Annotated in this window: 19 protein-coding genes and 3 pseudogenes; 11 read left to right on the forward strand and 11 right to left on the reverse strand. The window is 68.9% G+C overall.

Translation table 11 applies throughout. The features are described 5' to 3' along the window. Window positions 1–217: 217 nt before the first annotated feature. Window positions 218–520 carry a hypothetical protein gene (locus ACW0Q9_RS15140; RefSeq protein WP_456181727.1) on the reverse strand — a complete coding sequence of 101 codons (303 nt, stop codon included), beginning with the start codon at window positions 518–520 and terminating at the stop codon, window positions 218–220. Window positions 521–1,352: 832 nt separating this feature from the next. Here ACW0Q9_RS15140 and ACW0Q9_RS15145 point away from each other — a divergent pair. Continuing rightward, window positions 1,353–2,381, forward strand: a complete 1,029-nt coding sequence (locus ACW0Q9_RS15145) for a PKD domain-containing protein (protein ID WP_456181729.1) — start codon at window positions 1,353–1,355, stop codon at window positions 2,379–2,381. Window positions 2,382–2,608: 227 nt separating this feature from the next. Further along, window positions 2,609–3,178, forward strand: a complete 570-nt coding sequence (locus ACW0Q9_RS15150; protein ID WP_456181731.1) for a dihydrofolate reductase family protein — start codon at window positions 2,609–2,611, stop codon at window positions 3,176–3,178. A gap of 80 nt (window positions 3,179–3,258) precedes the next feature. Here ACW0Q9_RS15150 and ACW0Q9_RS15155 read toward each other — a convergent pair whose 3' ends face one another. After that, entirely contained in the window at window positions 3,259–3,843 is a 585-nt protein-coding gene (locus ACW0Q9_RS15155; RefSeq protein WP_456181760.1) for a hypothetical protein, read from the reverse strand. Window positions 3,844–4,270: 427 nt separating this feature from the next. Next, on the reverse strand, window positions 4,271–4,594 hold the full coding sequence (locus tag ACW0Q9_RS15160) for a hypothetical protein (protein WP_456181733.1): 324 nt from the start codon (window positions 4,592–4,594) through the stop codon (window positions 4,271–4,273). 13 nt (window positions 4,595–4,607) lie between these two features. Between ACW0Q9_RS15160 and ACW0Q9_RS15165 the strand changes: the two genes are divergently transcribed. Next, complete coding sequence (locus ACW0Q9_RS15165; protein ID WP_456181735.1) at window positions 4,608–5,144, forward strand: hypothetical protein; 537 nt, start codon at window positions 4,608–4,610, stop codon at window positions 5,142–5,144. Between the two features lie 1,731 nt (window positions 5,145–6,875). Further along, window positions 6,876–7,095 (forward strand): annotated as a pseudogene (locus ACW0Q9_RS15170) (flavin reductase). A gap of 75 nt (window positions 7,096–7,170) precedes the next feature. Here ACW0Q9_RS15170 and ACW0Q9_RS15175 read toward each other — a convergent pair. Then, window positions 7,171–7,731 (reverse strand): fascin domain-containing protein, encoded by a 561-nt coding sequence (locus ACW0Q9_RS15175; RefSeq protein WP_456181737.1) that lies wholly within the window; start codon window positions 7,729–7,731, stop codon window positions 7,171–7,173. Between the two features lie 591 nt (window positions 7,732–8,322). After that, complete coding sequence (locus ACW0Q9_RS15180) at window positions 8,323–8,697, reverse strand: hypothetical protein (RefSeq protein ID WP_456181739.1); 375 nt, start codon at window positions 8,695–8,697, stop codon at window positions 8,323–8,325. 822 nt (window positions 8,698–9,519) lie between these two features. Here ACW0Q9_RS15180 and ACW0Q9_RS15185 point away from each other — a divergent pair. Beyond that, entirely contained in the window at window positions 9,520–9,780 is a 261-nt protein-coding gene (locus ACW0Q9_RS15185) for a MarR family winged helix-turn-helix transcriptional regulator (protein ID WP_456181741.1), read from the forward strand. Window positions 9,781–10,260: 480 nt separating this feature from the next. Here the strand turns inward: ACW0Q9_RS15185 and ACW0Q9_RS15190 are convergent, their stop codons facing one another. Beyond that, window positions 10,261–11,475, reverse strand: a complete 1,215-nt coding sequence (locus ACW0Q9_RS15190; protein ID WP_456181743.1) for an amidohydrolase family protein — start codon at window positions 11,473–11,475, stop codon at window positions 10,261–10,263. Window positions 11,476–11,494: 19 nt separating this feature from the next. Beyond that, window positions 11,495–11,668 carry a hypothetical protein gene (locus ACW0Q9_RS15195; protein ID WP_456181762.1) on the reverse strand — a complete coding sequence of 58 codons (174 nt, stop codon included), beginning with the start codon at window positions 11,666–11,668 and terminating at the stop codon, window positions 11,495–11,497. A 117-nt stretch (window positions 11,669–11,785) separates the two neighbouring features. Between ACW0Q9_RS15195 and ACW0Q9_RS15200 the strand changes: the two are divergent. Beyond that, window positions 11,786–11,974, forward strand: a pseudogene (locus ACW0Q9_RS15200) (IS256 family transposase); the annotation flags it as partial. Between the two features lie 148 nt (window positions 11,975–12,122). On the opposite strand, the pseudogene ACW0Q9_RS15205 reads toward ACW0Q9_RS15200, so the two are convergent. The 3 genes and pseudogenes from ACW0Q9_RS15205 to ACW0Q9_RS15215 form a co-directional block, all read right to left on the reverse strand. Beyond that, window positions 12,123–12,526, reverse strand: a pseudogene (locus tag ACW0Q9_RS15205) (transposase); the annotation flags it as partial. 363 nt (window positions 12,527–12,889) lie between these two features. Then, a complete protein-coding gene (locus ACW0Q9_RS15210; RefSeq protein WP_456181745.1) occupies window positions 12,890–15,157 on the reverse strand; it encodes an ABC transporter permease in 2,268 nt (755 codons plus the stop codon). A gap of 98 nt (window positions 15,158–15,255) precedes the next feature. Then, window positions 15,256–15,948, reverse strand: a complete 693-nt coding sequence (locus tag ACW0Q9_RS15215; RefSeq protein WP_091307647.1) for an ABC transporter ATP-binding protein — start codon at window positions 15,946–15,948, stop codon at window positions 15,256–15,258. 76 nt (window positions 15,949–16,024) lie between these two features. Here ACW0Q9_RS15215 and ACW0Q9_RS15220 point away from each other — a divergent pair, with 76 nt between their 5' ends. The 5 genes from ACW0Q9_RS15220 to ACW0Q9_RS15240 all read left to right on the forward strand — a co-directional run bounded on the left by ACW0Q9_RS15220 (window position 16,025) and on the right by ACW0Q9_RS15240 (window position 23,178). Then, window positions 16,025–16,906, forward strand: a complete 882-nt coding sequence (locus tag ACW0Q9_RS15220; protein WP_456181748.1) for a sensor histidine kinase — start codon at window positions 16,025–16,027, stop codon at window positions 16,904–16,906. Further along, the gene (locus ACW0Q9_RS15225) at window positions 16,903–17,625 is read left to right on the forward strand and encodes a response regulator (protein WP_456181750.1); all 723 of its coding nucleotides are present in this window, start codon (window positions 16,903–16,905) and stop codon (window positions 17,623–17,625) included. The genes ACW0Q9_RS15220 and ACW0Q9_RS15225 overlap by 4 nt, the downstream gene beginning before the upstream one ends. A gap of 569 nt (window positions 17,626–18,194) precedes the next feature. After that, window positions 18,195–19,556 (forward strand): RICIN domain-containing protein, encoded by a 1,362-nt coding sequence (locus ACW0Q9_RS15230; RefSeq protein WP_456181752.1) that lies wholly within the window; start codon window positions 18,195–18,197, stop codon window positions 19,554–19,556. A gap of 45 nt (window positions 19,557–19,601) precedes the next feature. After that, on the forward strand, window positions 19,602–21,443 hold the full coding sequence (locus ACW0Q9_RS15235; RefSeq protein ID WP_456181754.1) for a family 43 glycosylhydrolase: 1,842 nt from the start codon (window positions 19,602–19,604) through the stop codon (window positions 21,441–21,443). 94 nt (window positions 21,444–21,537) lie between these two features. After that, the gene (locus tag ACW0Q9_RS15240) at window positions 21,538–23,178 is read left to right on the forward strand and encodes a glycoside hydrolase family 27 protein (RefSeq protein WP_456181756.1); all 1,641 of its coding nucleotides are present in this window, start codon (window positions 21,538–21,540) and stop codon (window positions 23,176–23,178) included. Between the two features lie 94 nt (window positions 23,179–23,272). Here the strand turns inward: ACW0Q9_RS15240 and ACW0Q9_RS15245 are convergent. Then, window positions 23,273–23,699 (reverse strand): AbfB domain-containing protein (locus ACW0Q9_RS15245; RefSeq protein ID WP_456181758.1); only part of this gene is annotated, 427 nt, incomplete at its 5' end.

The raw sequence follows: 23,699 nt of genomic DNA on the forward strand, positions 1-23,699 counted from the left end.
TCTCCGGGTGCGCGGGGGAGTTGGTGCGGTGTCCGCGCGGCGGAGACGGGCAGGCGCCGACAGCCCCCGGGGCAGGGGCCGGCAGCAACTCCGTGAGGTGCTCAGAGGGCAGCCCAGGAAGGGCTGCCGGGGTGGTGGTGTCGCCGCCACCGGCGGTGGGCGACGACAAGGAACGCACCCAAACCCGGATCGATCAAGTCGATCCGGCGGCGAGGGCCTACCTACGACGGAGGGTGACCTCGTGGCGGGGGCGGCGGGCGATGCTCACCGTCAGGCCGAAGACGCTGCCATCGGACAGCTCCAGCCACACGCCACGGTCGAGGGTCAGGACGCCGGCGTCGCGATAGACGCGGGCGGAGGTGACGGTCACCGGGGTGCCGTCATCGTGGGTGAGCTGAGGCAGATCTGCGTCGTCGCAGAGCTGATCCAGGTCGGCGCTGGTGAGCAGGCGCGCCGCGAGTCCCTGAACGAGCTCCTCGTGGGCGTATTCGCCGAACTCGTTGTCGTCGTTGTCGAGCATGCTGTGTTCCTTTCGGCGTCGGGGTTGGTGTCGGACGGCGTTAGTACTGCAACGGCAGTTATGGCGGGTAGCCGCGGTGGCGGCAGTGGGTGATGCGGGCTTGGTGTTGGCGTCGGCGGCGCCAGTGTGACCAGGCCCAGATGCGTGCGGGCAGCGCGCGACGGTGAGGATCAGGGACACCATGAGTCGGTGGATCTCCGGTACGGTGTAGCCGATCATCATGTCCTCGCCAGGGGCGTTCCCCTTTTGTGGCAAGGGTTTTGGCGGCGGCGAGCCAGGCGATTGTCGCCGCGTAGGCGGAGCCGGTCCAGGGCGCCAGCGATTGTGCGCTGCGCCTTCGGGTGAAGGTGGCTCGGGCTCGTCGAACACTCGCACTACCGCAGCTTTTGATCGCGGAGCCAGCGTCGACCGCACCGCCGGCACCACCGACCCGGAGTACCGGGCGACCAGATCGAGGTGGTGCCGGAGACCTGCACCACGGCACCCAGGCGGCCCGGTCAGAGAGCCGAACCGCCCCATCTGACGTACCTCTGTCGAGGGCCCGGCGGTTTGACCACCCGGTCGGGCCGCCGGGCCCGCTTCTGTCGGGGGCACCGACGGGCTCCTTAACCGAAACTAAAGGTTCCTTTAGCGAAGCCGCTGGATCCGACGCCTTACCGTCGGGCGGTCACATCCATGTGGGATACGGGGCCCTAGGAGGACATCCAGTGGTCAGACGCAATGCCGCACGACTCGTCGTCGCTCTCGTAGGAGTGATCGCCCTACTCGCCGGGGGGGGCAGACCAGCGCCTTCGCCGCGCCGACGAACGACGACTACTCCGCCGCCACCGCGGTGGAGACCCTTCCCTTCACCACCACCGTCGACACCACCGGCGCCACGACGGGCCCGACCGACCCGACCACCTGCTCGAACAACGGCTCGGTCTGGTTCAGCTACACGCCGCCCACGAGCATGCGGATTCAGGCCGACACGTTCGGCAGCGACTACGACACGGTGCTCTCGGCCTGGTCGGGTGGGCCGGGCTCGTACACCTCGCTGGGCTGCAACGACGACACCCGCGGGTTGCAGTCGCAGGTCAGCTTCACGGCCACCGCCGGTACGACCTACCACTTCATGGTCGCGCTCTGCTGCGGCAACGGCCGCACCGGTGGCGGCTCGCTGCGCTTCTCCGTCGCCGAGATCCAGCCGGCGGTGAACGACGACGTCGCCGACGCGCTCCCGGTCGGCACGCTGCCCTACTCGAACATCCAGGATCTCAGCTCGGCCACCAGCGAGGCCGGCGAGCCGACCTCCTGCTTCAGTTCCGCCCGCACGGTCTGGTACTCGTACACGCCGACGGTCACCGGTTCCGTCACGGCCAACAGCCACTTTGATTACCTCGGTCTCGCCGTGTACACCGGCTCCTCACCAGGTGACCTGACCCAGGTGGCCTGCCGCCCCCTCTTCCAGAACACCCAGCTGACGTTCCGGGCCGAGGCCGGCACCACCTACCTGTTCCAGCTCGGGGCGGACAGCGCCGAGCAGACCACCTTCCAGTTGGACGTCGCGCAGAATCCGACGGCCGTGTTCTACTCCCACCCGGAGGACCCCAGCTCCTTCGACACCATGATTTTTAGTCCCTACGTGACCGAGCCGGGCGGGGTAGGCATCGCCTCGTACACCTGGGACTTCGGTGACGGTGCGACGTCGACCAGCGTGTCCCCCAAGCACCGGTACGCCGCCGACGGTGACTACACCGTCCGACTGACCCTCCGGACGCACGACGGCCGTACCGGGTCGGTCACCAACGTGGTCACCGTACGTACCCACGACGTGTCCATCGTGCGGCTGAACGTGCCGGCGACGGCGAAGGCCGGGTGAGGTGTCCTTCTCAGCTGACCTGCTCTTGCCTCAATCCTTCTGCTTCGACTGGAGGGCTTTCTCAGTCGAGGTGACCCGTGTCCCGTCCCGGGGATCCCAGCTCTTGTCTCGTTGTAACGGGCGATCTTCGGTGCTCCGCCCCATTGAATCTGGCACCGGCCCGGCGTCGCCGATGAGTTCTGGGAGGCCGGACGGTCCAACCCTGAAGACAACGTCAGGAGGTCTCGATGGGCACCGTGGTGCTGTACAAGAGCATGTCGTTGGACGGCTTCGTCGCCGGCCCCGACATCGGCGCGGAACATCCCATGGGAAAGGGCGGCATGCGGCTACACGAATGGATGTTCACCGACCGTCCCGACCCGCGCGACAAGGAGGTCATCGCTGCCACGTTCGCCTCGGTGGGCGCGGTCGTGGTCGGCAAGCGCACGTTCGACGTCGGACTGCCCCACTGGCAGGACACCCCCTATCCGGCACCGACCTTCGTACTCACCCACCAGGCCCGTGACGAACTCGCCATGAAGAGCGCGACGTTCACCTTCGTCACCGACGGCATCGAGACCGCCCTCAAGTCCGCCCAGGATGCGGCCGACGACAAGGACGTGATCGTGATGGGCGCCCAGACGGGACGGCAGTTCCTGCGCGCCGGGCTGCTGGATGAGTTGCAGATCAACCTGGTGCCCGTCGTGCTGGGCGCCGGAACCCGACTGCTGGACGACCTGGGCCACATCGAGTTGGAGCGCACGCAGGTGATCGCCTCCGACGCGGTCACGCACCTGCGGTTCCGGGTTGTGAAGTAGCGGCAACGGTACGCCCCTGACCGCGACGCCCTGCCTCCGGACCCTGCCAAGCGCCAGGCTGCAGAGGAAAGCCTCGCAGGTCAGGCGGCTGCCCGAGGCGCGCTCCGCACGGCGCTGGCGCGGCCGGCGCGAGTCCGCGCGCGGTGCGCGGACTGGTGCTGCAGACACTCGCGAGCCTCGGCCGAGACGACGCCGCTGAGCAGTCCCAAGGCGAGGGCGACAGCGAGGCGCTGGTCGATGCCGTTCATCCGTTTACGCAGGGCGTCGACGGTGATGCCCAGACGCGCGGCGATCGGTTCGATCGCTCTGCCCCCAAGCCGCAGGTCGATGTAGGGCTCGAGGTCACTGGCCTCCAGCAAACCGAGCCGGGCGGCCCGCCGAACCAGAAGGTCGGGGTGGCCGTAGGGGACTTGCGGCGCGCGCGGGCCGATGACATGCTCCAGGTCCTGCACCGGCACCGCGGTGCCCGCGCCGCGCAGCATCTCGTGTCCGGCCCGCCAGGCGGCCATGCACAACGCGGCGTACGGGGCCGGCTTGGCCAGGTCCACGTGGTCGCGCAAGGCGGTGAGGAAACCGGTGAGGATCTCCGCGTCCAGGTCCGCGCCGTCACCGGACCACCCCGCGTGCAGTCGCCCGGCATGCCCGCGCAGCGCGGGCATCGCCATCGCCACCGCCGCGATGACCCAGGATGGTCCGTCCAGGCGAGCGCGGCGAACCAGATCCCGCCACACCGCATCACGCGCCGCGTAGGCGCGCGGACGACGATGACTAGCATGAGGTTCACCGCGTCCGAGCCCGGTAGGCCGAGCAGGATCGGCAGGTTCGACTCCGGGTCGATCAGCAGTTTGATGCCCGCCGTGAACGCGACCGCCTGCAGCGTGGGTGTGGCCTGGCAACCCAGCAGGCTGCGCCACCACAGCTTCGCGGCACCCTGGGTCCACGGGGTGGCGTAGCAGGCTAGCGCGACCGGCGCGACCCCGGCCAGGACGACCAGCACCCCGATATGTGCGAGCCAGGTGCCGACGAGCATGAACATCAACACGACGATGAGCAGCCCGATGACGGCCATCAGCAGGGCGGAGCCCTCGTCCGTCATCGCCGAAGCGATGCGAGCCCGCACGAAAGTGACCGCCTCGGTGGTCGGCGCGGACGGGCGGCGATCGACACCGTCAGGGCGTTGGCGATGTCGATGAGCACACCGGTCAGCGGGACCGCGAACGCGGACAGGACGAACCCGACGACAAGCCGGGGGAGTGGCTCCTTGATGCCGTAGCGAACCTCGACCGAGCCGCCGACCATTGCAGCGACGCCCACGGCGATGATCGCGAGGATGAAGCAGGCGCTGACGACCAGGGCACTCTTGTCGGCGATCGATTGCACCTGCGGCAGGACGGTGACGTCCGGCGATACGAACATTGAGGAGGCCGCCGTGGAGCAGGCCGCCAGTGATGTACCGCTATCCGTGACGCCCTGGGCGCTGCGGCTCACCGACGTCGTCCTGGTACTCGCCATGGCGGTGTTTCACCGCGACGCCCCACCGGTGTCGCGCCGCCCCTGGCTCCTCGCGATACCGATCGGCATCCTGCTCGTTCCCCTGCCGCTGTTCGCCCTCCAGGCCACCAGCCAGGCACCGAGGCTGCTGGACTGGACTGGCGTGGCCTGCGCCATGGTCGCCGCCGCCATCGCGGTGCACCTATCCGCGCGGGCACCCAGGCAGCCAGCTCGCGCGCTGCCGTGGTCACTGGCGCTCACCCTGCTCGCCGCGACCACCCTCGCCCTACGAATCGTCACCCTGCCTGACTACATCGACCAGGCACAACGCACCACACTCCTCACAATCGCAGCAGCGGAAGTCATCGCCGTCCTGACGATGGCCCTACCGCTCGCCCGACGCGCCATCCGCGCACTGCGCCGACTTCCACCCATCCCCGCCAACGCCCAATCGCCCACCACACCGACCGAGTAGGACTCACCCCCATCGCGGCGCACCGACCCGCACCGGCCCATCCAACCCCCACCGGAACGCACTGTCATGCCGCACACCGTGCGCTAAGCCCGTGCCTGTGGCCTTACGGCATCGCCTGCCTGACCGTTGATCGCTGTGCCGAGCCCAGGTCGTGCGGCGGCATCGGCGTTTCGTCAGCGGGACGCTTGCGTGCCGACTTGGCAGGCTCGGATCGCGATGGTGACCTGGTTGCCCGCGGAGGGGTCGGTGACGCAGTGCAGTCCGAGGTCTGTGATGCGGCCATCGCGTGCGTTCCACTCGCGGGCACCGGCGTCACGTCCCAAGAATGAGCCGAGCGAGTCGATCGTGGCCTTCCAGAGGTTCGGCCAGGCGCGGTACTAGCTGACGCAGTGGTGCGGACCAGCAGCGAGTACACCCCGCCGGGATCCTGGACAGTGTGCGTCTGGCACACCGCGACCGAGGAAGTACCTGCATGCTTCTTGGTCGCCCACACCGAGACGAACTGCCGCCCGGTGCCCTTGGTCAGCTTCGGGACGAGCGGAACAGGTAGTTGTCGAGGTCGTTGAGCCGAGCAGGGGCACGAGGTCCGGCAGCCCGATATCCACGCGCAGGGCGAGCGGACCCGGAGTGACGGGCAACTTCGGGGCGACGACCGCCAGCACGTCGGCGGCAAACGCGGCGAAGCGAACCTGGCCAGGTGACCCAGCCGTGTCCCAGCTGGCCAGGGCAGGCGGAACGCTGAGTATTCCGCCCACGGACTCCGGGCGCGCATAGAAGACAGGCAAGGTCACAGGCGAAATTTATCGCCAAGCCAGAGCCTCGACCGCCCGTCATGCCTGCCGGCCGCCGACGGAGACACAGCGAGCTCGTCGAGCACGCTGAACCCGTCGTCGACTACGTCGTTCGGGTCGTCCGTGTCGTCAACCACGAAGGCTTCGACTGGTTCCTCGTCCAGAAGCTGAGGGTACTTCTCCAGCAGGAACCGGCGCCGCTACGCCATACGCCACCCGTCCGGCGAGGACGCTTCGCGTCAGCATGCCGATGGCCTGCGGCCACCATTGACCCCGGCCGGGCGACGTAGTTGTCGCACCTATTCGGGGGATGGGAGCAGTGTGGCCGAGGTTCGACCGCCCGCCTGGCTTCCAGACGCGACCGTCACGCTCCACCCCGACGGTGTTTGTCGGCTGCTTCGATCGCGTGCAGGACCGCTAGACGGATCACCCAGTAAAGAACGAAGACGCTCAGGGCGTAGAAGAGAACGGCGGCAAGTGTGGCATCCATGATCGTGAACCATAGGGATCAGCTGCCAGTGCCGCTACAGCCATTCGTACAGCCAAGACGACCCGCAAACGTTGACGCTGCCCGACAGCAGCGGACGGGCTGACCAGGCGCACGCCCGGCCGACCTGCCATCCACGATCTTCTTCTAGTCCTCAGGCCGGTCAGGTCACCTGACGCATGACGGGAGACGCCAGCCTTGACGCTCAGGCCCGGCACTACCGGGGCAGGAAAGCAGGGCACCCGCGACACGTTCATGCGCAGGATCGTAGGCCCAGGTTGCCGGTCCCGTAGCCGCGCAATCGGTCACAGATGCTCAGGAGGGTTGCGGTCCGCCTCCCGTCCGCAAAGGATGGCGAAGGGCAGGGGAGCGGTTGCTCAGGCGGCGGTCGCGCAAGCGCGGTCCTCGACGGCGCCCGACGGCGGGCATCGCCATCCCCGGCTCGTAGACGACGTGGCGGTCCCGGCCTGGACGTGCGGCGGTTGTGCCGGGGGAGTGACCCTGCCAGACCCGGCGGCGGGAGCTGCGAGCTGAGTACGACCGCGCTCCGGTGTCGCTGGCGCTCTACCTTGCCGCCCAGCTCGTCGAGCAGACCACCGCCGACCCGCCAGCCTCCGAACCTGTGTCAAGGTCCGTCTCATCTGGCGGGCCGAGCGGCGGCCCGCTCCCCTAGGGCAGTGGGCCGCCGCCGGACGGGATGAAACCTTCAACTTCTTCGATGCAGGGGACGGTTAGTCTGGCAGGAACATTACGAGAACGCACACAAGTTGAAGTCGAACAACTCCCATGATCCCACGCCGTCGGCCTTCGCCTGCAGCGCGCCATTGCCCGTCCCACTAACATTGGCAGTTACGTACTTGCCGTTAGCCGAGGCCTTTATGTAGTAGAGGGTATCGTCCCAAAGGTTGATGGTGAACAACTCCCACGCCCCGACGCTGTTGGCCTTGGCCTGCAGCGCGCCATTGCCCGCCCCACTGATGTTGGCCGTCACGTACCGATTGGCGGCATACGAGTAGATAGCGTACTTGCCGTTGACCGGCACGAGCGAGAAAGTTTCCCAAGACCCCTGAGATGGAGCGCGGGCCTGCAGCGGGTAGTCGGGGGGCAAAGTCAGATTTGCGCTGACGAAGGAAGAGTTGGCAGCCGCCCAAATAGGCGTAGAACACCCCTGCACCGTGGAGGCGCCGCTCGGTTTCGGAGTCGCCGCCGACGCCGGCGCGGGGAATAGTGCGAGCAACATCGCGACCGGGGCAATGACTGCGGCAATGATTGCCGCGCGCGGCTTCTTCAAGCTGAACAGTTTGTTCAACCTAGGCCTCCTTCCAATCGGTGCGCGCAGCCTATCGCCTTGATGGTGAGTTGTGGGGGCGGCAAATGCCGCAATCTAGACTGCGCCCGAGATAGGCCGAGGACTAGCCGGGAGCAGATGATCGTTCCTGCTAGCCGTACAGCAAGAAGAGGGGCAGCTGATTTCACGGTCACTACCCTCGATCGGCCGGCCGAGGCTCGCGACCTGCTTCATCGGACCGTCGGCAAGCCACCTTGCTGGCGAATCCACAGGTGCAGGTCGATGTCCTGGGCGGAGTCGGCGTGCCCGGTGCGTGCCCGATGCGGCGGTCGACACGGGCCCACGGACGCATCGGCGCCTCGGACGCGAACGGCGGAACTCTCTAACACGCAGGTGTCCACGCCAGCGGAACTACGGATCGGTGTACCCGATGGCCGTGAGGTGGTTGCCCCTGATGTACCCCGACGGGGGCGGTGCAGGAGGCACGTGGAGCCGAACCGGTGCGGGTCCTAGGCTTGAATGAGAGCCGCTGGGGCGGTCTGGCGCACTCACTCAACAGGCCGATCCTCAATGAAGCGCATCCGCTTCTGGATTTTTCCTTCCTTACTCTTATTATAAAACATCGTAGTCTTTTTGCGGTTGGGCATCGGACCAAGTGATCGATGCAATCAGATCGTTTCTGTGATGTTCTAGTCGATCTGTATTCATGTAACTTTCATCAGGCTGCCAGTCTCTTGGCAAGTCACCACTTTCCCTGTAGAAAGACAAATGAATGAATTTGCTTTCGCTTTCGACTGGAGGGTCCTTGACGTATCCTTCAACTAAATCTCTCAAATCCATCAAGTCTTCTGGTGGATTCAGAATCATATAGTGCTTCCTGAGCGTCAACGCCTCTTCGCCCTTTTTGCCGACAACCTCTTCAGTGTTGGCGATTTCGAAAATACTTGTTTCCCCGCCTGACTCTCCGCCGTCTGTGCATCCAATCATTGGATAATGGGATGAATAATACGCCCATAATCAACCCTAGAACCTTCGAATTAACTTTCGTCACTTAATCCTCCTTCGAATGGGATATCCAGATTCCACCTTGCATTTTGGGATCCACTGAGGCAACCTTGGCGCGAGGACTCCGCCAAGAGCTCCGATTCTCGGTCGTGGTACAGGCAGCGGCGATACCCGGCTTGCCATCAGAGCAGCCGCTGAATACCGTCAGAAGGTAGGCGTTCGCGGCAGCAGCAGGGGTCGCCTCACCCCGGTCCGCTTCTGCCGTCTTGACAGCGCGCCCAGCCAACGGGACCGCGAGGCAGCCCGCGAGAACGGCGGCGACAGCCGCTGCGGCGCGGAGTCGTCATGAACGCGCGGAGTCGCCATGAACGTGGGGCGAGAGGCAGCGCGAACATGAGCGGAGACTACCTACCGGATCATGGTTGCCGCAGAGCAGCGCGCCTGCCGTGTGGGACGCCGCTGTGCCGAACACGTGCCGAAGCTGTCCGCTCTTCCCTGCCTCGGCTGACGTTCGCCCAGCTCAATGACAGGATGCGACCGGATGAGGTACGTCTGCCGGAGACGGCGAACGGCGTCGGGCGGCCTAGACATGGTCTGGGGAATTTACGGACTAGATGCTCGCATGTGGCAGGCAGGCCACAAGCTGATGACAAAGGCGGAGCCTCTTGGATGTACCCGCAATCCGTCATTCCGCGACTCGGCGCGCCTCAGTCCGCGCTGGCCGCCGGCGGCGGAGTGCCACCGTCCTGCGCCCGCCACTGACCGGCGCTGTCGGCGCGCAGCAGACGATCAACCGCGGAGGCGGTGCTGTTCACGACCGGCGGCGTCACCCGACTGCTCGACCGGCTGTGCGACGCCGAACTACTGAGGCGGGAACGCGATCCCGCCGACCGCCGTGTCGTCTACGCCGTTCTGACCCCGACCGGCCACGACCTCTACCAACGGGCCTCCAGGTCCCACCTGCGAGAGGTTGTGAAGCACTTTGGCAGGCAGCTGTCAGCCGACGAGATCGACGCTGTCGAGGCCTTCCTGACCCGCCTGGTGGACAGCAACCTCGACCCTTAACGCGCCCGTCACCGCAACTGTCGGGTTAGCGAACCCGACAGCTCAAGCGCCAGGCAGACACGGACGGCACGAAGTTCGAGAGGACGTCGGCAAGCGCCGGAACCGTCTCCCCGCGCATCGCGCGATCAACCCTTCACCCGATGTCCCGCCCCGTTTTCGCCACCGCGGCACTATCCACGGTGGTCATCGATCCTTCGAACACCAGGTGCATCTCCTTGATCCGGAGTCACACCGTACGTCTTACAGCCCCGACCGACGACCATGGGCGAGGATCTCCGACCGGTAACACGACATCGCGGCGCCAGATCCGCCCCAGTGGTCCTCGCGGAACGGGGACGCCAACGTGCCGCAGGACCGTCCGGGTGGCGCCGCAGCTCAGGCATGCACGGCCCTGCGGCGACATTCGATCCCACCTGCCAGGCAAGCGTGTTGGTGGAGGTCCTCTACCGGTCGTCGCTGTCTTGAGGCCCCCGGCCGATGTCAGCGCACTCGATGGCCGGCGCGGAACACGGCCGTGACGGCGCGGACAGCGGTGATGTCGGCGAGGGGGTCGCCTTCCACGGCGAGCAGGTCGGCGTCGAAGCCGGGCGCCAGCCGCCCCTTGCGCTCGCCGACCCGGCACGCCTGCGCGGCCAGCGAGGTCACCGCGCGCAGCGCCGCGACCGGCGGGAACCCGCAGTCGACCAACATCGCGGCGCCGTACGGGAGGACATCGTGCGGCTTCGGCGGCCCGATGCCGGCGTCGCTGCCCAACACCACCGTGACGCCGGCTTCCCGCATCCGGCGCAGGTTGGCCATGAACCCGTCGACCCGGGCGGCTATCCGCGGCGGGGGAGCAGATCCGGGAACGAACCCGAGGGTCGCTGAGACGACGATGCCAGCCCGAGCGATCGCGTCGATCAGGTCCGGGCGTGAATCCACACCGTCGACCGTCATGAAAGAGCAGTGCTCGATCGTGTCGACGCCCGCGGCGACGGCGTGCTCGATTCCCGACACGCCATGGGCGTGCACCGCCACGGGCAACCCATGGCGGTTAGCCTCCTCGACGGCCGCGCGCAACTCGTCCGGCCCGTACTGCACCTCGTGCGAACGCGTGCCGGGTGTCATCTCGCCGCCGGTCGCCATCACCTTGATCACATCGACGCCCCGCTCGGCGCGGACACGTACCGCGTCCCGGACGCCGTCGACCCCGTCCGCCGCGCCACCGAGGAACCAGCAGTGGCCCCGGCTCGTGGTGACGGGCGGGCCGGCCGCGACTATCTGCGGACCGCCAGCGGGCTCGGCAGCCAACTCATCGCGGAGCCGCACCGCCAGATAGGACCGGTCGCCCAGGTCCCGTACGGTCGTGATACCCGCCGCCAGGCAGGTGCGCGCCGCGGTGCGCATGCGGGCGAGCAGTTCCTCGTCCGACAGCCTCTCCAGGGCACCGACCGGGTCCGCGCTGGCGTCGAAGGCCAGATGCACGTGGGCGTCGACAAGGCCGGGCAGCAGCGTCGCGCCGCCCAGGTCGATCACCTCGGCGCCTGGCGGTGGCGCACCACCGGCCTGCACGTCGACGACCCGCCCGTCGTCGACAAGCACCAGGGGCCGCTCGACCAGGACGGGACTGACCCCGTCGAAGGCGGCACCGCCACGAATCGCCAACATGTCGACCACCACCACGCCATCGACAGGCTTTCGGTCCAGCTCCCTCACCGGGTTCAGCCGGCGGTAATCAGCTAAACGTGCCCGACCCGATGCCGCCATCGGCCGGTCGTCGGAACGGGGAGCCGATCGCGGCAGTGCTCGCCATTGTGCTGTTCGCGTGCTTTCTGATCTGGTAGATGCTGGCCTGCTCGGCCCAGCAGCCGCCCTGGAACGCCTCGGCAAGGCCGCCGACCGCAGCCACCGTTCGCTCGGCCCGTACAGCCGATTGACGCGCAGCAGCCAGCCCACCCGGTGCTGGCGCGCGGGCAGGCGCGGCCGGTCGGCCGATCCGGCAACCGCCGGGTACGGGCGGCCACGGCGGCCGGCGAGGGCAGCCCGCGGCCACTTCCCCAACGAGCAGGCGGCGCTAAAGTGCCTCTATCTCGTGACCCGGTCCCTGGACCCGACCGGGACCGGCAGGACCCGATGGACGATGCGCTGGAAACCCGCCCTAAACGCCTTCGCCATCACCTTCAGCGACCGCCTCCCGGCCGCTGAGACCTACTAGAAGACCGCCGGAAACACCGTTAGCGAGATAGTCCCAACCTGGCGTGCGAGCGGCACGGTTCTCGGCGCGTCTTGACGGCGAACAGGCCAGCTCGGCGTGACGCTACGTAGCGCGCGGATCGCGGCAGACATCCCATGTGCTGAGGTTGTCAAGAAATGGGCTGGAGATGTGCCCAGGCGGTTGCCTCGTCGTAGGTCGTATTGGTTTTGAGGCAGCCGTGCAGGACGCCGACGAGGCGGTTGCCGAGTTGGCGTAGGGCGGCTTGATGGCCGGTGCCGCGGGCGCGGAGGGCGTCGTAGTAGGCGCGGCGCCGGGTGAGCCTTTCAGGGCGCAGAACGCCCATTGGTGCACGGCGTCGGCGAGTCGTCGGTTGCGGGCGTAACGGGCCAGCACGATGGTGTGTGTGCCGGATGCGCGGGTGATCGGGGAGGTGCCGGCGTAGTTCTTGCGGGCTTTGGCGTCGGTGAAGCGGTGGGGGTCGTCGCCGAATTCGCCGAGGATCCGGGCGCTGAGGACCACACCGAGGCCGGGTCGACTCAGGTAGTGCTCAGCTCAACGTCGTGGTGGTCCTCGGCCCAGTCGTCTCCCAAATACAGCATCTCGCCACCTTCCTCGATGGACAGTGTCGCCCATGACAGCGTGGAAGAGACCTCAGCGATCTAATGGCCAAGTACTCACCACGAACATCCGGGGCACGTCATCCAATCAGCTGTCCAGCCTCCTCAGGACCAGCGGGCGCACGGTCTGCCGCAAGACCTTGAAGGCCTGAAGAGAAGAGTGCTGACCCGCCAGCCGCTACCGGAGCCATCCTGCCGCAGCAGGCTGCCAGAACCCATTAGAAGAGTCCACTGCCCGCTTTCGGCCCTGTCGGCTCGGGGCCTGCGGTGTCGCCTCCGGAGGCCCCGACCCGACGGCTCACTCGTTGTGGAGCACCTCGGCGATCGTGAGCCGGGCCGCGCCGCGGGCCGGGACCAGTGCACCGAGGATTGCGATCACGACGCCGGCGAGGGCCATGAGCGCGAGCGTCGGCGCCTGCCACACCTCCAGCACCGAGTGTGGGATGGCGACCTGGGCCGCGTCGGCGGCGGTCGGCACGATGTACCGGTGCGCAACGATCCCCAGGGGGATGCCGAGCACACCGCCAGCCGCGCCGACGACGGCCATCGACGTCAGCACCATCGTGACGACCTGGCGTGGCGTCATCCCGATCGACTTGAGCATGCCGAGGTCGCGGCGGCGTTCCCTGACATTGAGCACGACCGTGTTGAAGACGCCGAGGGCCGCGACGGTGGACAGCAGCAGCGAGAGCACCGACGAGAAGCCGATCACGGTCACCGCGAAGTCGCTGGGCTGGGAGGTGTCCCACGCGTCGATCGCCGGGTCGGCCGCCTTGACCGCGGCGACGTACTCCGCGACATCGCCGCCACGCTTGAGCTGGACCTGGTAGTACACCTCGTGTGGTTTGACGGCGCGGTCCGGCGCGAGTTCGGTGAGGACGCGCCAGTCCACGAACATGCCGGGCGGTCCGGCCGGGCCGTCCATCGTCTCGCCGATCACGGTCAGCACCGTCCGCCGTCCGCCGAGCTCCAGGGTGAGGTTGTCCCCGACGTTCAGTCCGCGCTCACGCATGAGTCCCGACGGCACGACTGTCTCGTGCACCCGTGTCATCCAGCGTCCGGCGGTGAGCTCATCCTGGTAGCCCATCGACGAGTAGTCACCGCGGACGAAGTTGACGGTCAGCGGCTGGGTCTGCCCGATGGTGGGGACTGGCAGTCTGAAGACGGGGGTGACCCGGGCGACGTCCGGCAGCCCGCGCAGCAGCTGCTCGACCTGGGCGTCGGTCCGAGTGGTGGTGGCCTGCGGCCCCGTGGGCGGCAGCTGACCTTCAGGGGCGATCCGCGTCCGGCCGTCGGACGGCCGGACCCCGATCTGTCCCGAGGCCCGGTCTTCGATCGTGGAGATCCGGGTCAGCGTGTCGGCCAGCCCGGTCGCGAACGTCACGGTGGTCACTCCGAGCAGGACGGCCACGACGGTGAAGACGGTCCGGCCCGGTCGCGCGAACGGCAGGCCCAGCCCCAGGGTGACCGGACGCGACAGCCGGACACTGGCGAGCCGGCGCTGGATTCGCGTCCCATGCCCGGTCCGTGGGGAGCTGCCGGCGCTGATCGCCTCGGCGGCTGACAGTCGGTGTGCCCGGACGGCGGGCACGAACGCCGCCAGGGCGACGAGTGTCGGCACGCCGATCAGCCCGGCGACCCAGATCCAGACGCCGACGTTGATGCCAACGTCGAGTCCGAGGCCCGCGAACCCGTCGCTCAGCAGCGGCTGGGCGGCGAGGGTGCCGGCGACGGTGCCAAGGACACAGCCGATGAGGGCGGGTACCGACACCATGACGAGGTAGACGGCGACAACCTGGCGCGGTGTGAATCCGAGCGCCTTGAGGATCCCGATGTGCCGGAAGCTGGAGACGACTGCGCCGCTGACCACGTTGCCCACGATGACGACCGCGACGATCAGTCCGAGCACGCCGAACGTGGCGAGGAACGGCACGTACACGCCGATGTCCGAGGCGACCTTCTCCTTGACGACGAGGTACGGCTGCGCGGCGATCAGCGCGCCCGCTGGCAGGCCGGCCGTGACGGCGGCCAGGTCGGCGTGGACCGCGGACTTCGTAGACACGTCACCGGTGAACCTGTAGAGCATCTGAACCGACGTGGGGTGCAGCGCGGTCATCTGTTCCGGTGACACCCATGCGTCGGCGGTCTGGCTGAGACTGTGGGCCCGGCCGACGACGGTGTACCGCTTGCCGCCGAGGGTCACCTCTCCGCTGTCCGGCGGAAATCCCCTCGAGTCGGCGCCGGGTTCGGGCTGGTTGAGGACGATCTCGCCGGGTGCCGTGGGCCAGCGCCCCTGCCAGAGGTTGAGACGGTCCACCGAGCCGTCCTGGTCGGCGCGCCCCACGACGGTCAGCGGACCCCGTGGGCCCGGCCCGCCGCCCTCGGTAAGGTCGAGCGTTACCTGCCCGAACGGTCCCGCCGCGGCTGCCACGCCGGTTCGCTGGCCGGTGAGCTGCACATCGGTGACCTTGGCCGGGTCGTACACGGCGATCGCGTGTGGGCCCTGCTGCCTGGCGAAGGCGCGGTCGAAGGGCGCCGAGGACGCCTCGAGCAGCGCCAGCGCCACGACGATCGTCGTGGTGGAGAGCAGCACGACCAAGCCGATGACGAACGTCTGCACCCGGCGTCGCCGGACCGCGGACCGCGACGCCCGCCACACGGCACTCATGCGCGTTCCAGACTGCGTTCGCGGGTGATCCGGCCGTCGGCCAGTTCGACCACGCGGCTCGCGCACCGCGTCGCGAGTCGCTCGTCGTGGGTAACGATGAGCAGGGTCTGCCCGATCTGATTGAGGTCCAGCAGCAGATCCATCACCTGCTCGCCGGAGCGGCTGTCCAGGGCGCCGGTCGGCTCGTCGGCCAGCAGCAGCTCCGGACGGTTCACAAGGGCCCGGGCCACCGCGACGCGCTGGCGCTCGCCGCCGCTCAGGGCCGCCGGATACGCGTTGCGCCGGTCGGCGATGCCGAGCTCGTCGAGCAGTTCCATGGCCCGCTTGCGTGCCGGGCCGGCCTTGGTACCGGTCAGCTGGGCGGCGAGAGTCACGTTGTCTATCGCCGGTAGGTCGTCAAGCAGATTGAAGAACTGGAAGATCATGCCGATCCGGTGCCGCCGGAACAGCGCCAGCTTCGTTTCGTTCAGGCGGCTCAGCTCCTCGTCGTGGACGCGCACCGACCCTGATGTCGGCCGGTCCAGCCCGGCGATCATGTTCAGCATGGTGGACTTGCCGCAGCCCGACGGGCCCATCACCGCCACCGCCTCGCCGGTACGGATCTCGAGCGACACGCCGTCTAGGGCGGTCGTGTCGCCGTACTCTTTGCAGACGTTGTCCAGCCGCACAACGCAGGTGTCAGTGGTCATGGCAGCACGTTATGGCCGCCGGTAGCGCCCGGTCATCGGGCCCGGGATGTAATCCGTCGGAGCTGTCATCCCAGGGATGTACCGGCTGCAAACCGGGGATGATGTGGCACCGGTCCGGGTCTGCGAAACTTCGTGGGTGAGATCAGGGGCGGTGTGGCTGGCCGGCGCGCTCGTCGCCGCCTGCGCGACCGCGGCATGGCTCGGTGTCACACTCGTCCGCGCGCGACGCCGGCACCGCCGGGCGCTGGAGGAGCGAGGCTGGCTCCTCGAGCGGGAGCGGGAGAGCGTGGCCCGGACCGCCGTTGACGCCGAACGTGCCCGTATCGCCCGGGAACTGCACGACATCGTCAGCCACAACGTGAGCCTCATGATCGTGCAGGCCTGTGCCGCACGCGAGGTACTCGCGGCCATGCCCGACGAGGCCGCGGCAGCGCTGTCGGCAGTGGAAGGCGCCGGACGGACCACGATGACCGAACTGCGGCACCTGCTCGGCCTGCTGGCGCCCGCGGCGGACGGCGACGATGGCACGGATGGAGCCGATCTGGCGCCGCAGCCCAGCCTCAGCAGGCTCAGTCCGTTGATCGACCGAATTGCGTTCGCCGGTCTGCCGGTGGAGGTGCGCATCTCCGGTGAGCCGCGGCCGCTGCCGTCCGGGATCGACGTTACCGCGTACCGAATCGTGCAGGAGGCGCTGACGAACGCGCTGAAGCACGGCGCCGGAGGAAAGGCGGAGGTGACGATCCGCTACGCCGGGCACTCGCTGCGGGTGGAGGTGCTCACCACGGGTCCCAGCGTGCTGACGGGCGACCGGCCTGCACCGCGCCGCGGAGACGGCGCCGGCCGGGGATTGCTGGGGCTGCGACAGCGCGTTGCGGTCTACGGTGGCGATCTCGACGCCCGCCGACGGCTCGGCGGCGGGTTCCGGGTCCGCGCCCGCATCCCGGTGGAGCACCCGTGAAGGCGCAGCCCGGCCCGTCCAGCCCGCCCGGGTCCACGTCGCCGGCATCCCCCCGCGTGCTCATCGCCGACGACCAGGAGCTGATCCGTACCGGCTTCCGGCTGATCCTGGTCGCCCGCGGCATCGACGTGGTCGGCGAGGCCGCCGACGGCGTCGAGGCGGTCGCGGCCGAGCGGCGGCTGCGTCCCGACGTCGTGCTCATGGACATCCGCATGCCGGTGATGGACGGGCTCGAGGCAACGCGACGCATCCTGGGCCACAGCTCCCGCTGCCGGGTGCTCATGCTCACCACGTTCGACCTCGACCGGTACGTCTACGCTGCTCTGGCGCTCGGCGCGAGCGGATTCCTTCTCAAGGACGTCACCGCGGACCACCTCGCCGCGGCGGTGCGCCTCGTCGACACCGGCGACGCACTTCTCGCGCCCTCGATCACCCGGCGGCTCGTCCAGCGCTTCGCCAGCGCGGACCAACTGGCCGGCGACGGACCGAAGCGTGCCATCCACCGTGATCTCGCCGCGCTGACGCCCCGCGAACTGGAAGTGCTGGCGCTCGTCGGCCGCGGTCTCTCCAACACCGAACTGGCCCAGGCGCTGACCCTGAGCGAGGCGACGGTGAAGACCCACGTGGCGCGGATCTTCGCCAAGCTCGCCCTCCGCGACCGTGCGCAGGCGGTCGTCCTGGCCTACGAGACCGGCCTCGTCACGCCCGGCGACACCTGATCGCACCCACGCATGTGGACGGCATGATCGACGGCCCGAAAGGTTGCTATCGGCGGGCCTGTCGGCCTGGAACAGCCCCAGCCACTGGTCGCCCGACCGGCGCGTTCTTCGCCGGCCGGGGCCGCTCGGCTCCTAAAGGGTCCCAGCTACATCCCTCGGATAAGTCGTCCAGCGAGTGTCCTGTACCCGGCACGTGAGTGCACGGGTCGGGCCGGCCGGTGACGATCAGGCAACGTGGCGCATAACAGTTTTCCGGCCCGTAAATTGTTCTCCTCGTTCGGCAGGCGCCAATCATTGAAATAGACGTGTCTAATTGCGTCCGCACAGCTGTTATCGCTAACATCGTTGCTGCCGGGCCGCGCGGAGGGCTGGGAGCCGGGCGACCCCAGCGCCCGCTGAGCCGAGGCGTCACCTGTTCCTCGGCTCAGCGGACCGCCCCTGACGGCAGCGAGCCGTTCCACCTGCATCCGTGGCAGGTCATCTCGACGTGCCGGCGCCACCCCGTGCCGCCGCGCCCCCGTGGCGCGGATCGGTCCCCTCGGCGTGGCCCGGCTGGAAAGGAGTAGTCCATGAACGACCAGGCTCCGGATCGGACCGGACATCGTTGGCGGTCGCGACTGGCCACCGGGATGGCGGCACTCCTCGCGACCGGCGCGCTCGTCACGGTGCACCCCACGCCCGCCTCGGCGGCCACGGTGGACACCAACGCCACCTACGTGCTGGTCAACCGGAACAGCGGCAAGGCCCTCGACGTCTACGGAGCGGCGACCGCCGACGGCGGCCGGATCACCCAGTGGACCCGCAACGACGGCGCCAACCAGCAGTGGCAGTTCGTCGACTCCGGTGGCGGCTACTACCGCCTCCGGTCCCGCAACTCCGGCAAGGTCCTAGACGTCTCCAACGCCGCCACGGCCGACGGCGCGCCCGTCGTGCAGTGGACCGATCACAACGGCGCCAACCAGCAGTTCCGGCTGGCCGACTCCGCCGACGGACACGTCCGCCTCATCAACCGCAACAGCGGCAAGGCGGTCGAGGTGCAGGGCGCCGCGACCACCGACGGCGCCAACATCGTGCAGTACGCCGACTGGAACGGCGCCAACCAGCAGTGGCGGCTGGTCGTGGTCCCGACCGGGGGCGGCACCGGCGGAGGCTGCGGCAGGACCCCCGGGCTGGCGAACGGCACCCACTCGATCCAGAGCGGTGGCAAGAGCCGCACCTACCTCCTCCGGCTCCCGGGCAACTACGACGGCAACCGCCCGTACCGGCTGATCTTCGCGTTCCACTGGCGCGGCGGCACCGCCGCCGAGGTCGACTCCGGCGGTACGAGCGGCGCCGCCTGGTCCTACTACGGCCAGCTGGAGCAGTCGAACAACAGCGCGATCCTGGTCGCGCCGCAGGGCCTCGGCAACGGCTGGGCCAACTCGGGCGGCGAGGATGTCACCTTCGTCGACGACATGGTCCGGCAGATCGAGGGTGCTCTCTGCGTCAACACCCGGCAGCTCTTCGCCCTCGGGTTCAGCTGGGGCGGCGGCATGAGCTACGCGCTGGCGTGCGCCCGCGCGAACGTCTTCCGGGCTGTCGCGGTGTTCAGCGGAGCGCAGATCAGCGGGTGCAGCGGCGGCACCCAGCCCATCGCCTACTTCGGACTGCACGGGATCGGCGACACCGTGCTGCCCATCGCCCAGGGACGGGCGCTGCGCGACACGTTCGTCCGGAACAACGGCTGCACGCCGCAGAGCCCGCCCGAGCCGGCGGCCGGCAGCCGCACCCACATCACCACCGCCTATGCCGGCTGCCGCGCCGGTTACCCGGTGCAGTGGGCCGCCTTCGACAACGGGCACCTGCCCGGCCCGGTGGACGGGACCTACGCCGAGAGCGGCGTCACGACCTGGACCAAGGGCGAGGTGTGGCGGTTCTTCGCCCAGTTCTGACTCCCCCCGCGATCAGACAACAAAACGCAGCCCTTGGAGGCAGACATGAAGGTGCTCCCTCGACCTTCCCGCACGCTCGGCGTCCGGCGGCTCGTCGCCGGGGTGGTGACGCTGCTCTGCGCCGCCGTCCTCGTCCCGGGCACGGCCCGGGCGGACAACCCGATCATCCAGCACATCTACACCGCCGATCCGGCTCCGCTGGTCCACAACGGCCGGGTGTACCTGTACACCGGTCACGACGAGGACGGCTCGACCTGGTTCACGATGAAGGAGTGGCGGGTGTGGTCGTCCGCCGACATGGTGAACTGGACCGACCACGGGTCCCCGCTCAGCCTCGCCAGCTTCAGCTGGGCCAGCGCCGACGCCTGGGCCGGTCAGGTCGTCGCGCGGAACGGCAAGTTCTACTGGTACGTGCCGATGACCGTGCGGGCGACCGGCGCGATGGGCATCGGCGTGGCGGTGGCCGACAGCCCGACTGGCCCCTTCCGCGACGCGATCGGCCGGCCGCTGGTTTCCAACGGCGAGATCGACCCGACGGTCCTCGTCGACAGCGACGGGCAGGCCTACCTGTACTGGGGCAACCCGAACCTCTGGTACATGAAGCTCAACGCCGACATGATCTCCTACTCGGGCGGCCCGACGAAGATCCCGCTCACCACCGCCGGGTTCGGCACCCGCACCGGCGACCCGAACCGGCCGACCCTGTACGAGGAAGGCCCGTGGGTCTACAAGCGCAACGGCCTGTACTACAACGTCTTCGCGGCGAAGTGCTGCTCGGAGTTCATCGGCTACTCGACCGCCCCGGGCCCCACCGGGCCGTGGACCTACCGCGGGACGGTCATGCCGACCCAGGGCAGCAGCTTCACCAATCACCCCGGCATCGTCGACTTCAACGGCGGATCGTACTTCTTCTACCACAACGGCGCGCTGCCGGGCGGCGGCGGCTTCACCCGCTCGGTCGCGGTCGAAAAGTTCTCCTACAACGCCGACGGCTCGATCCCCACCATCACCATGACCACCACCGGCGCACCCCAGGTCGGCACCCTCAACCCGTACACCCGGCAGGAGGCCGAGACGATCGCCTGGGGCTCCGGCATCGAGACCGAGCCGGCCAGCGAGGGCGGGATGGACGTCGGCTGGATCGAGAACGGCGACTACATCAAGGTCAAGGGGGTCGCCTTCGGTAGCGGGGCAAGTTCGTTCACCGCGCGGGTGGCCTCGGCGACCAGCGGCGGCACCATCGAGCTCCGCCTCGACGGCACCGCCGGTCCGGTGGTGGGACGGTGCCCGGTCCCGGGCACCGGCGGCTGGCAGACCTGGGCGAACGCCTCCTGCGCCGTCACCGGCGCCGCCGGCACCCACGACCTGTACCTGCGGTTCACCGGCGGCAGCGGCAACCTCTTCAACGTCAACTGGTGGCAGTTCGGCACCGCCGCCGGGGGCGGGAACCTGCTGGCCAACGGCGACGGGGAGAGCGGCACGTCCGGCTGGGGAGTCATGGGCAGCGGGACCCTCTCGGCGGACACCGCGGTCGCCCACGGCGGGGCGGCGTCGCTGGCGGTGACCGGCCGTACGGCGTCCTGGAACGGCCCCAGCCAGGACGTGACCTCGAAGCTCACCAACGGCAGGAGCTACACCACCACCGTCTGGGTACGGAGCCGGAGCGGGACGCCGACCGCGAAGGCGACCCTGGCGCTGACCGCGAACGGTGCCACGAGCTACGTCTCGCTGACCCCGGCCACCGCGGTGAACCCCGACGGCTGGACGAAGCTGACCGGCACCGCTGCGGTGTCGTGGAGCGGAACGCTCTCCGCCGCCACCTTCTACGTGGAGACGACGTCGGGAACCGACGGCTTCTCCGTCGACGACGCCTCGCTGCAGAGCTGACCCTCGGCACGCCCACGCCGCCGATCCACCGCGACCGCCGGAGCGTCGGCGGACCACCACCTGTTGCGGCGTACCGCCGCGCGAAGGAGAACCGATGAGACACCTCGCCTCCCGATGGGGCACCGCCCTCGCCGCCGCGCTGCTGCTGGCCGGCGCCCTGGTCGGGCTACGTCCCGCCCCCTCACTCGCCCTCGACAACGGGGTGGCGCGCACCCCACCGATGGGCTGGAACAGCTGGAACTCGTTCGGCTGCAACATCAACGAGACGCTGATCCGGCAGGCCGCCGACGCCATCGTCTCCAGCGGCATGCGCGACGCCGGTTACCAGTACGTCGTGGTGGACGACTGCTGGTTCAACCCGAACCGCGACGGCGCGGGGAACCTCCAGGGCGACCCGGGCCGCTTCCCGAGCGGAATGAAGGCGCTCGGCGACTACCTGCACGGCAAGGGACTGAAGTTCGGTCTCTACCAGGTGCCGGTCGACCGGACCTGCGCGCAGTACTTCGGCAGCTATCCGGGGGCCACCGGCAGCCAGGGGCACGAGGCGCAGGACGCCCGGCAGTTCGCCGCCTGGGGCGTGGACTTCCTCAAGTACGACTGGTGCTCACCGAACGGCACCATCGACCAGCAGGTGGCCACCTTCGCCAAGATGCGTGACGCGCTCGCCGCGACCGGCCGCCCGATCGTCTACAGCATCAACCCGAACAGCATCCACGCCAAGACCGGTCCCCAGCGCGACTGGGGCGACGTGGCGAACATGTGGCGCACCACCGAGGACATCACCAACGCCTGGGACACCGGGCAGACCAACGGTTACCCGATGGGCATCCAGAACATCATCAACGTGACCGTGCCGCTGGCCGGCTACGCGCGTCCCGGCGCCTTCAACGACCCCGACATGATGGAGGTCGGCCGAGGTGGCATGACCGACACCGAGATGCGCAGCCACTTCGCCATGTGGGCGGTGCTGGCGGCGCCCCTGATCGCCGGCAACGACGTGCGGAGCATGACATCGGCCACCCGGAGCATCCTGACCAATCGCCACCTCGTCGCGATCAACCAGGATGCCCTCGGCCTGCAGGCCACCCAGGTCTCGTTCGACGGCACCCGGCGCGTGCTGGCCAAGCGGCTGGCGAACGGCGACGTGGCCGTGGCCCTGTTCAACCAGGGCGGCACCACCACGACGATCTCCACGACCGCCGCCGCCGTGGGCAAGACCGGCAGTTCGTTCACCCTGCTCGACGCGTGGACCGGCACCACCGGCACCACCGGCGGCGCCATCTCGGCCAGCGTCCCCGGCCACGGCACCGTCGTCTACCGGGTCAGCGGCGGCGGCACCACCACCCCGCCACCGACGACCAGCGGCGCGCTGGTCAGCGCCGCGTCCGGCCGGTGCCTCGACGTTCCCCAGAGCAACACCGCCAACGGCACCCAACCGATCATCTGGGACTGCAACGGTGCCGCCAACCAGCGCTGGACCGCCAACGGCGACACTCTCCAAGCCCTCGGCAAGTGCCTGGACGCCCCGCTGAACGCCACCGCGGGCACCAAGGCGGAGATCTGGGACTGCAACGGCGGCACCAACCAGCGCTGGACCCGCAACGCCGACGGCACGATCCGGTCCCAGCAGTCCGGCCTCTGCCTCGACGTCAACGGCGCCGCCACCGCCAACGGCACCACCGTCATCCTCTGGACCTGCACCGCCGCCGCCAACCAGCGGTGGGCCCTCCGGTAACACCGGCTCGCCGCCTCGGCCGGTCCCGGACCGGCCGAGGCGGCCCGTTGCCCCGCCCGCCACCGGTCGGCGGGTACCGCGTATCCGGCCGCGGTCAGCCGGCCAGCGGCGGGCGGACCCGGAAGGCGCTGTCGGCCCGGAACGCCGCCGTGCCGTCGGACTGGTCGACCCAGAGCTGGTCGTCGCGGTGCCGCAGGAACCAGCCGGGATAGTTAGCCGACTCCAGCTCGATCGTGCCGTTCCGGGTGCCGGGCCGCGCGCAGAAGGTGGCGTCGCCGAGGAACAGGGGCGTGCCCACGTTGCGGTCGAGCCGCAGCCGCCAGCTGGAGTGCCGCAGGTAGCGGCCGTCGGCGTACCGGAAGGAGTAGCACCGGGCATTCGCCAGGCCCTCGACCATCTCGAAGGTCGCCTCCCGGCGCACCGCGCCCGCGCTGCCGGGGCCGGCGGTCACCAGGACGCCCTCGGCGGACCTCGTGGACACGTAGGCGCCGGCCTCGTTCGCCGCCTCCAGCGACACCCGG

This window comes from Micromonospora sp. I033 (assembly GCF_053890995.1).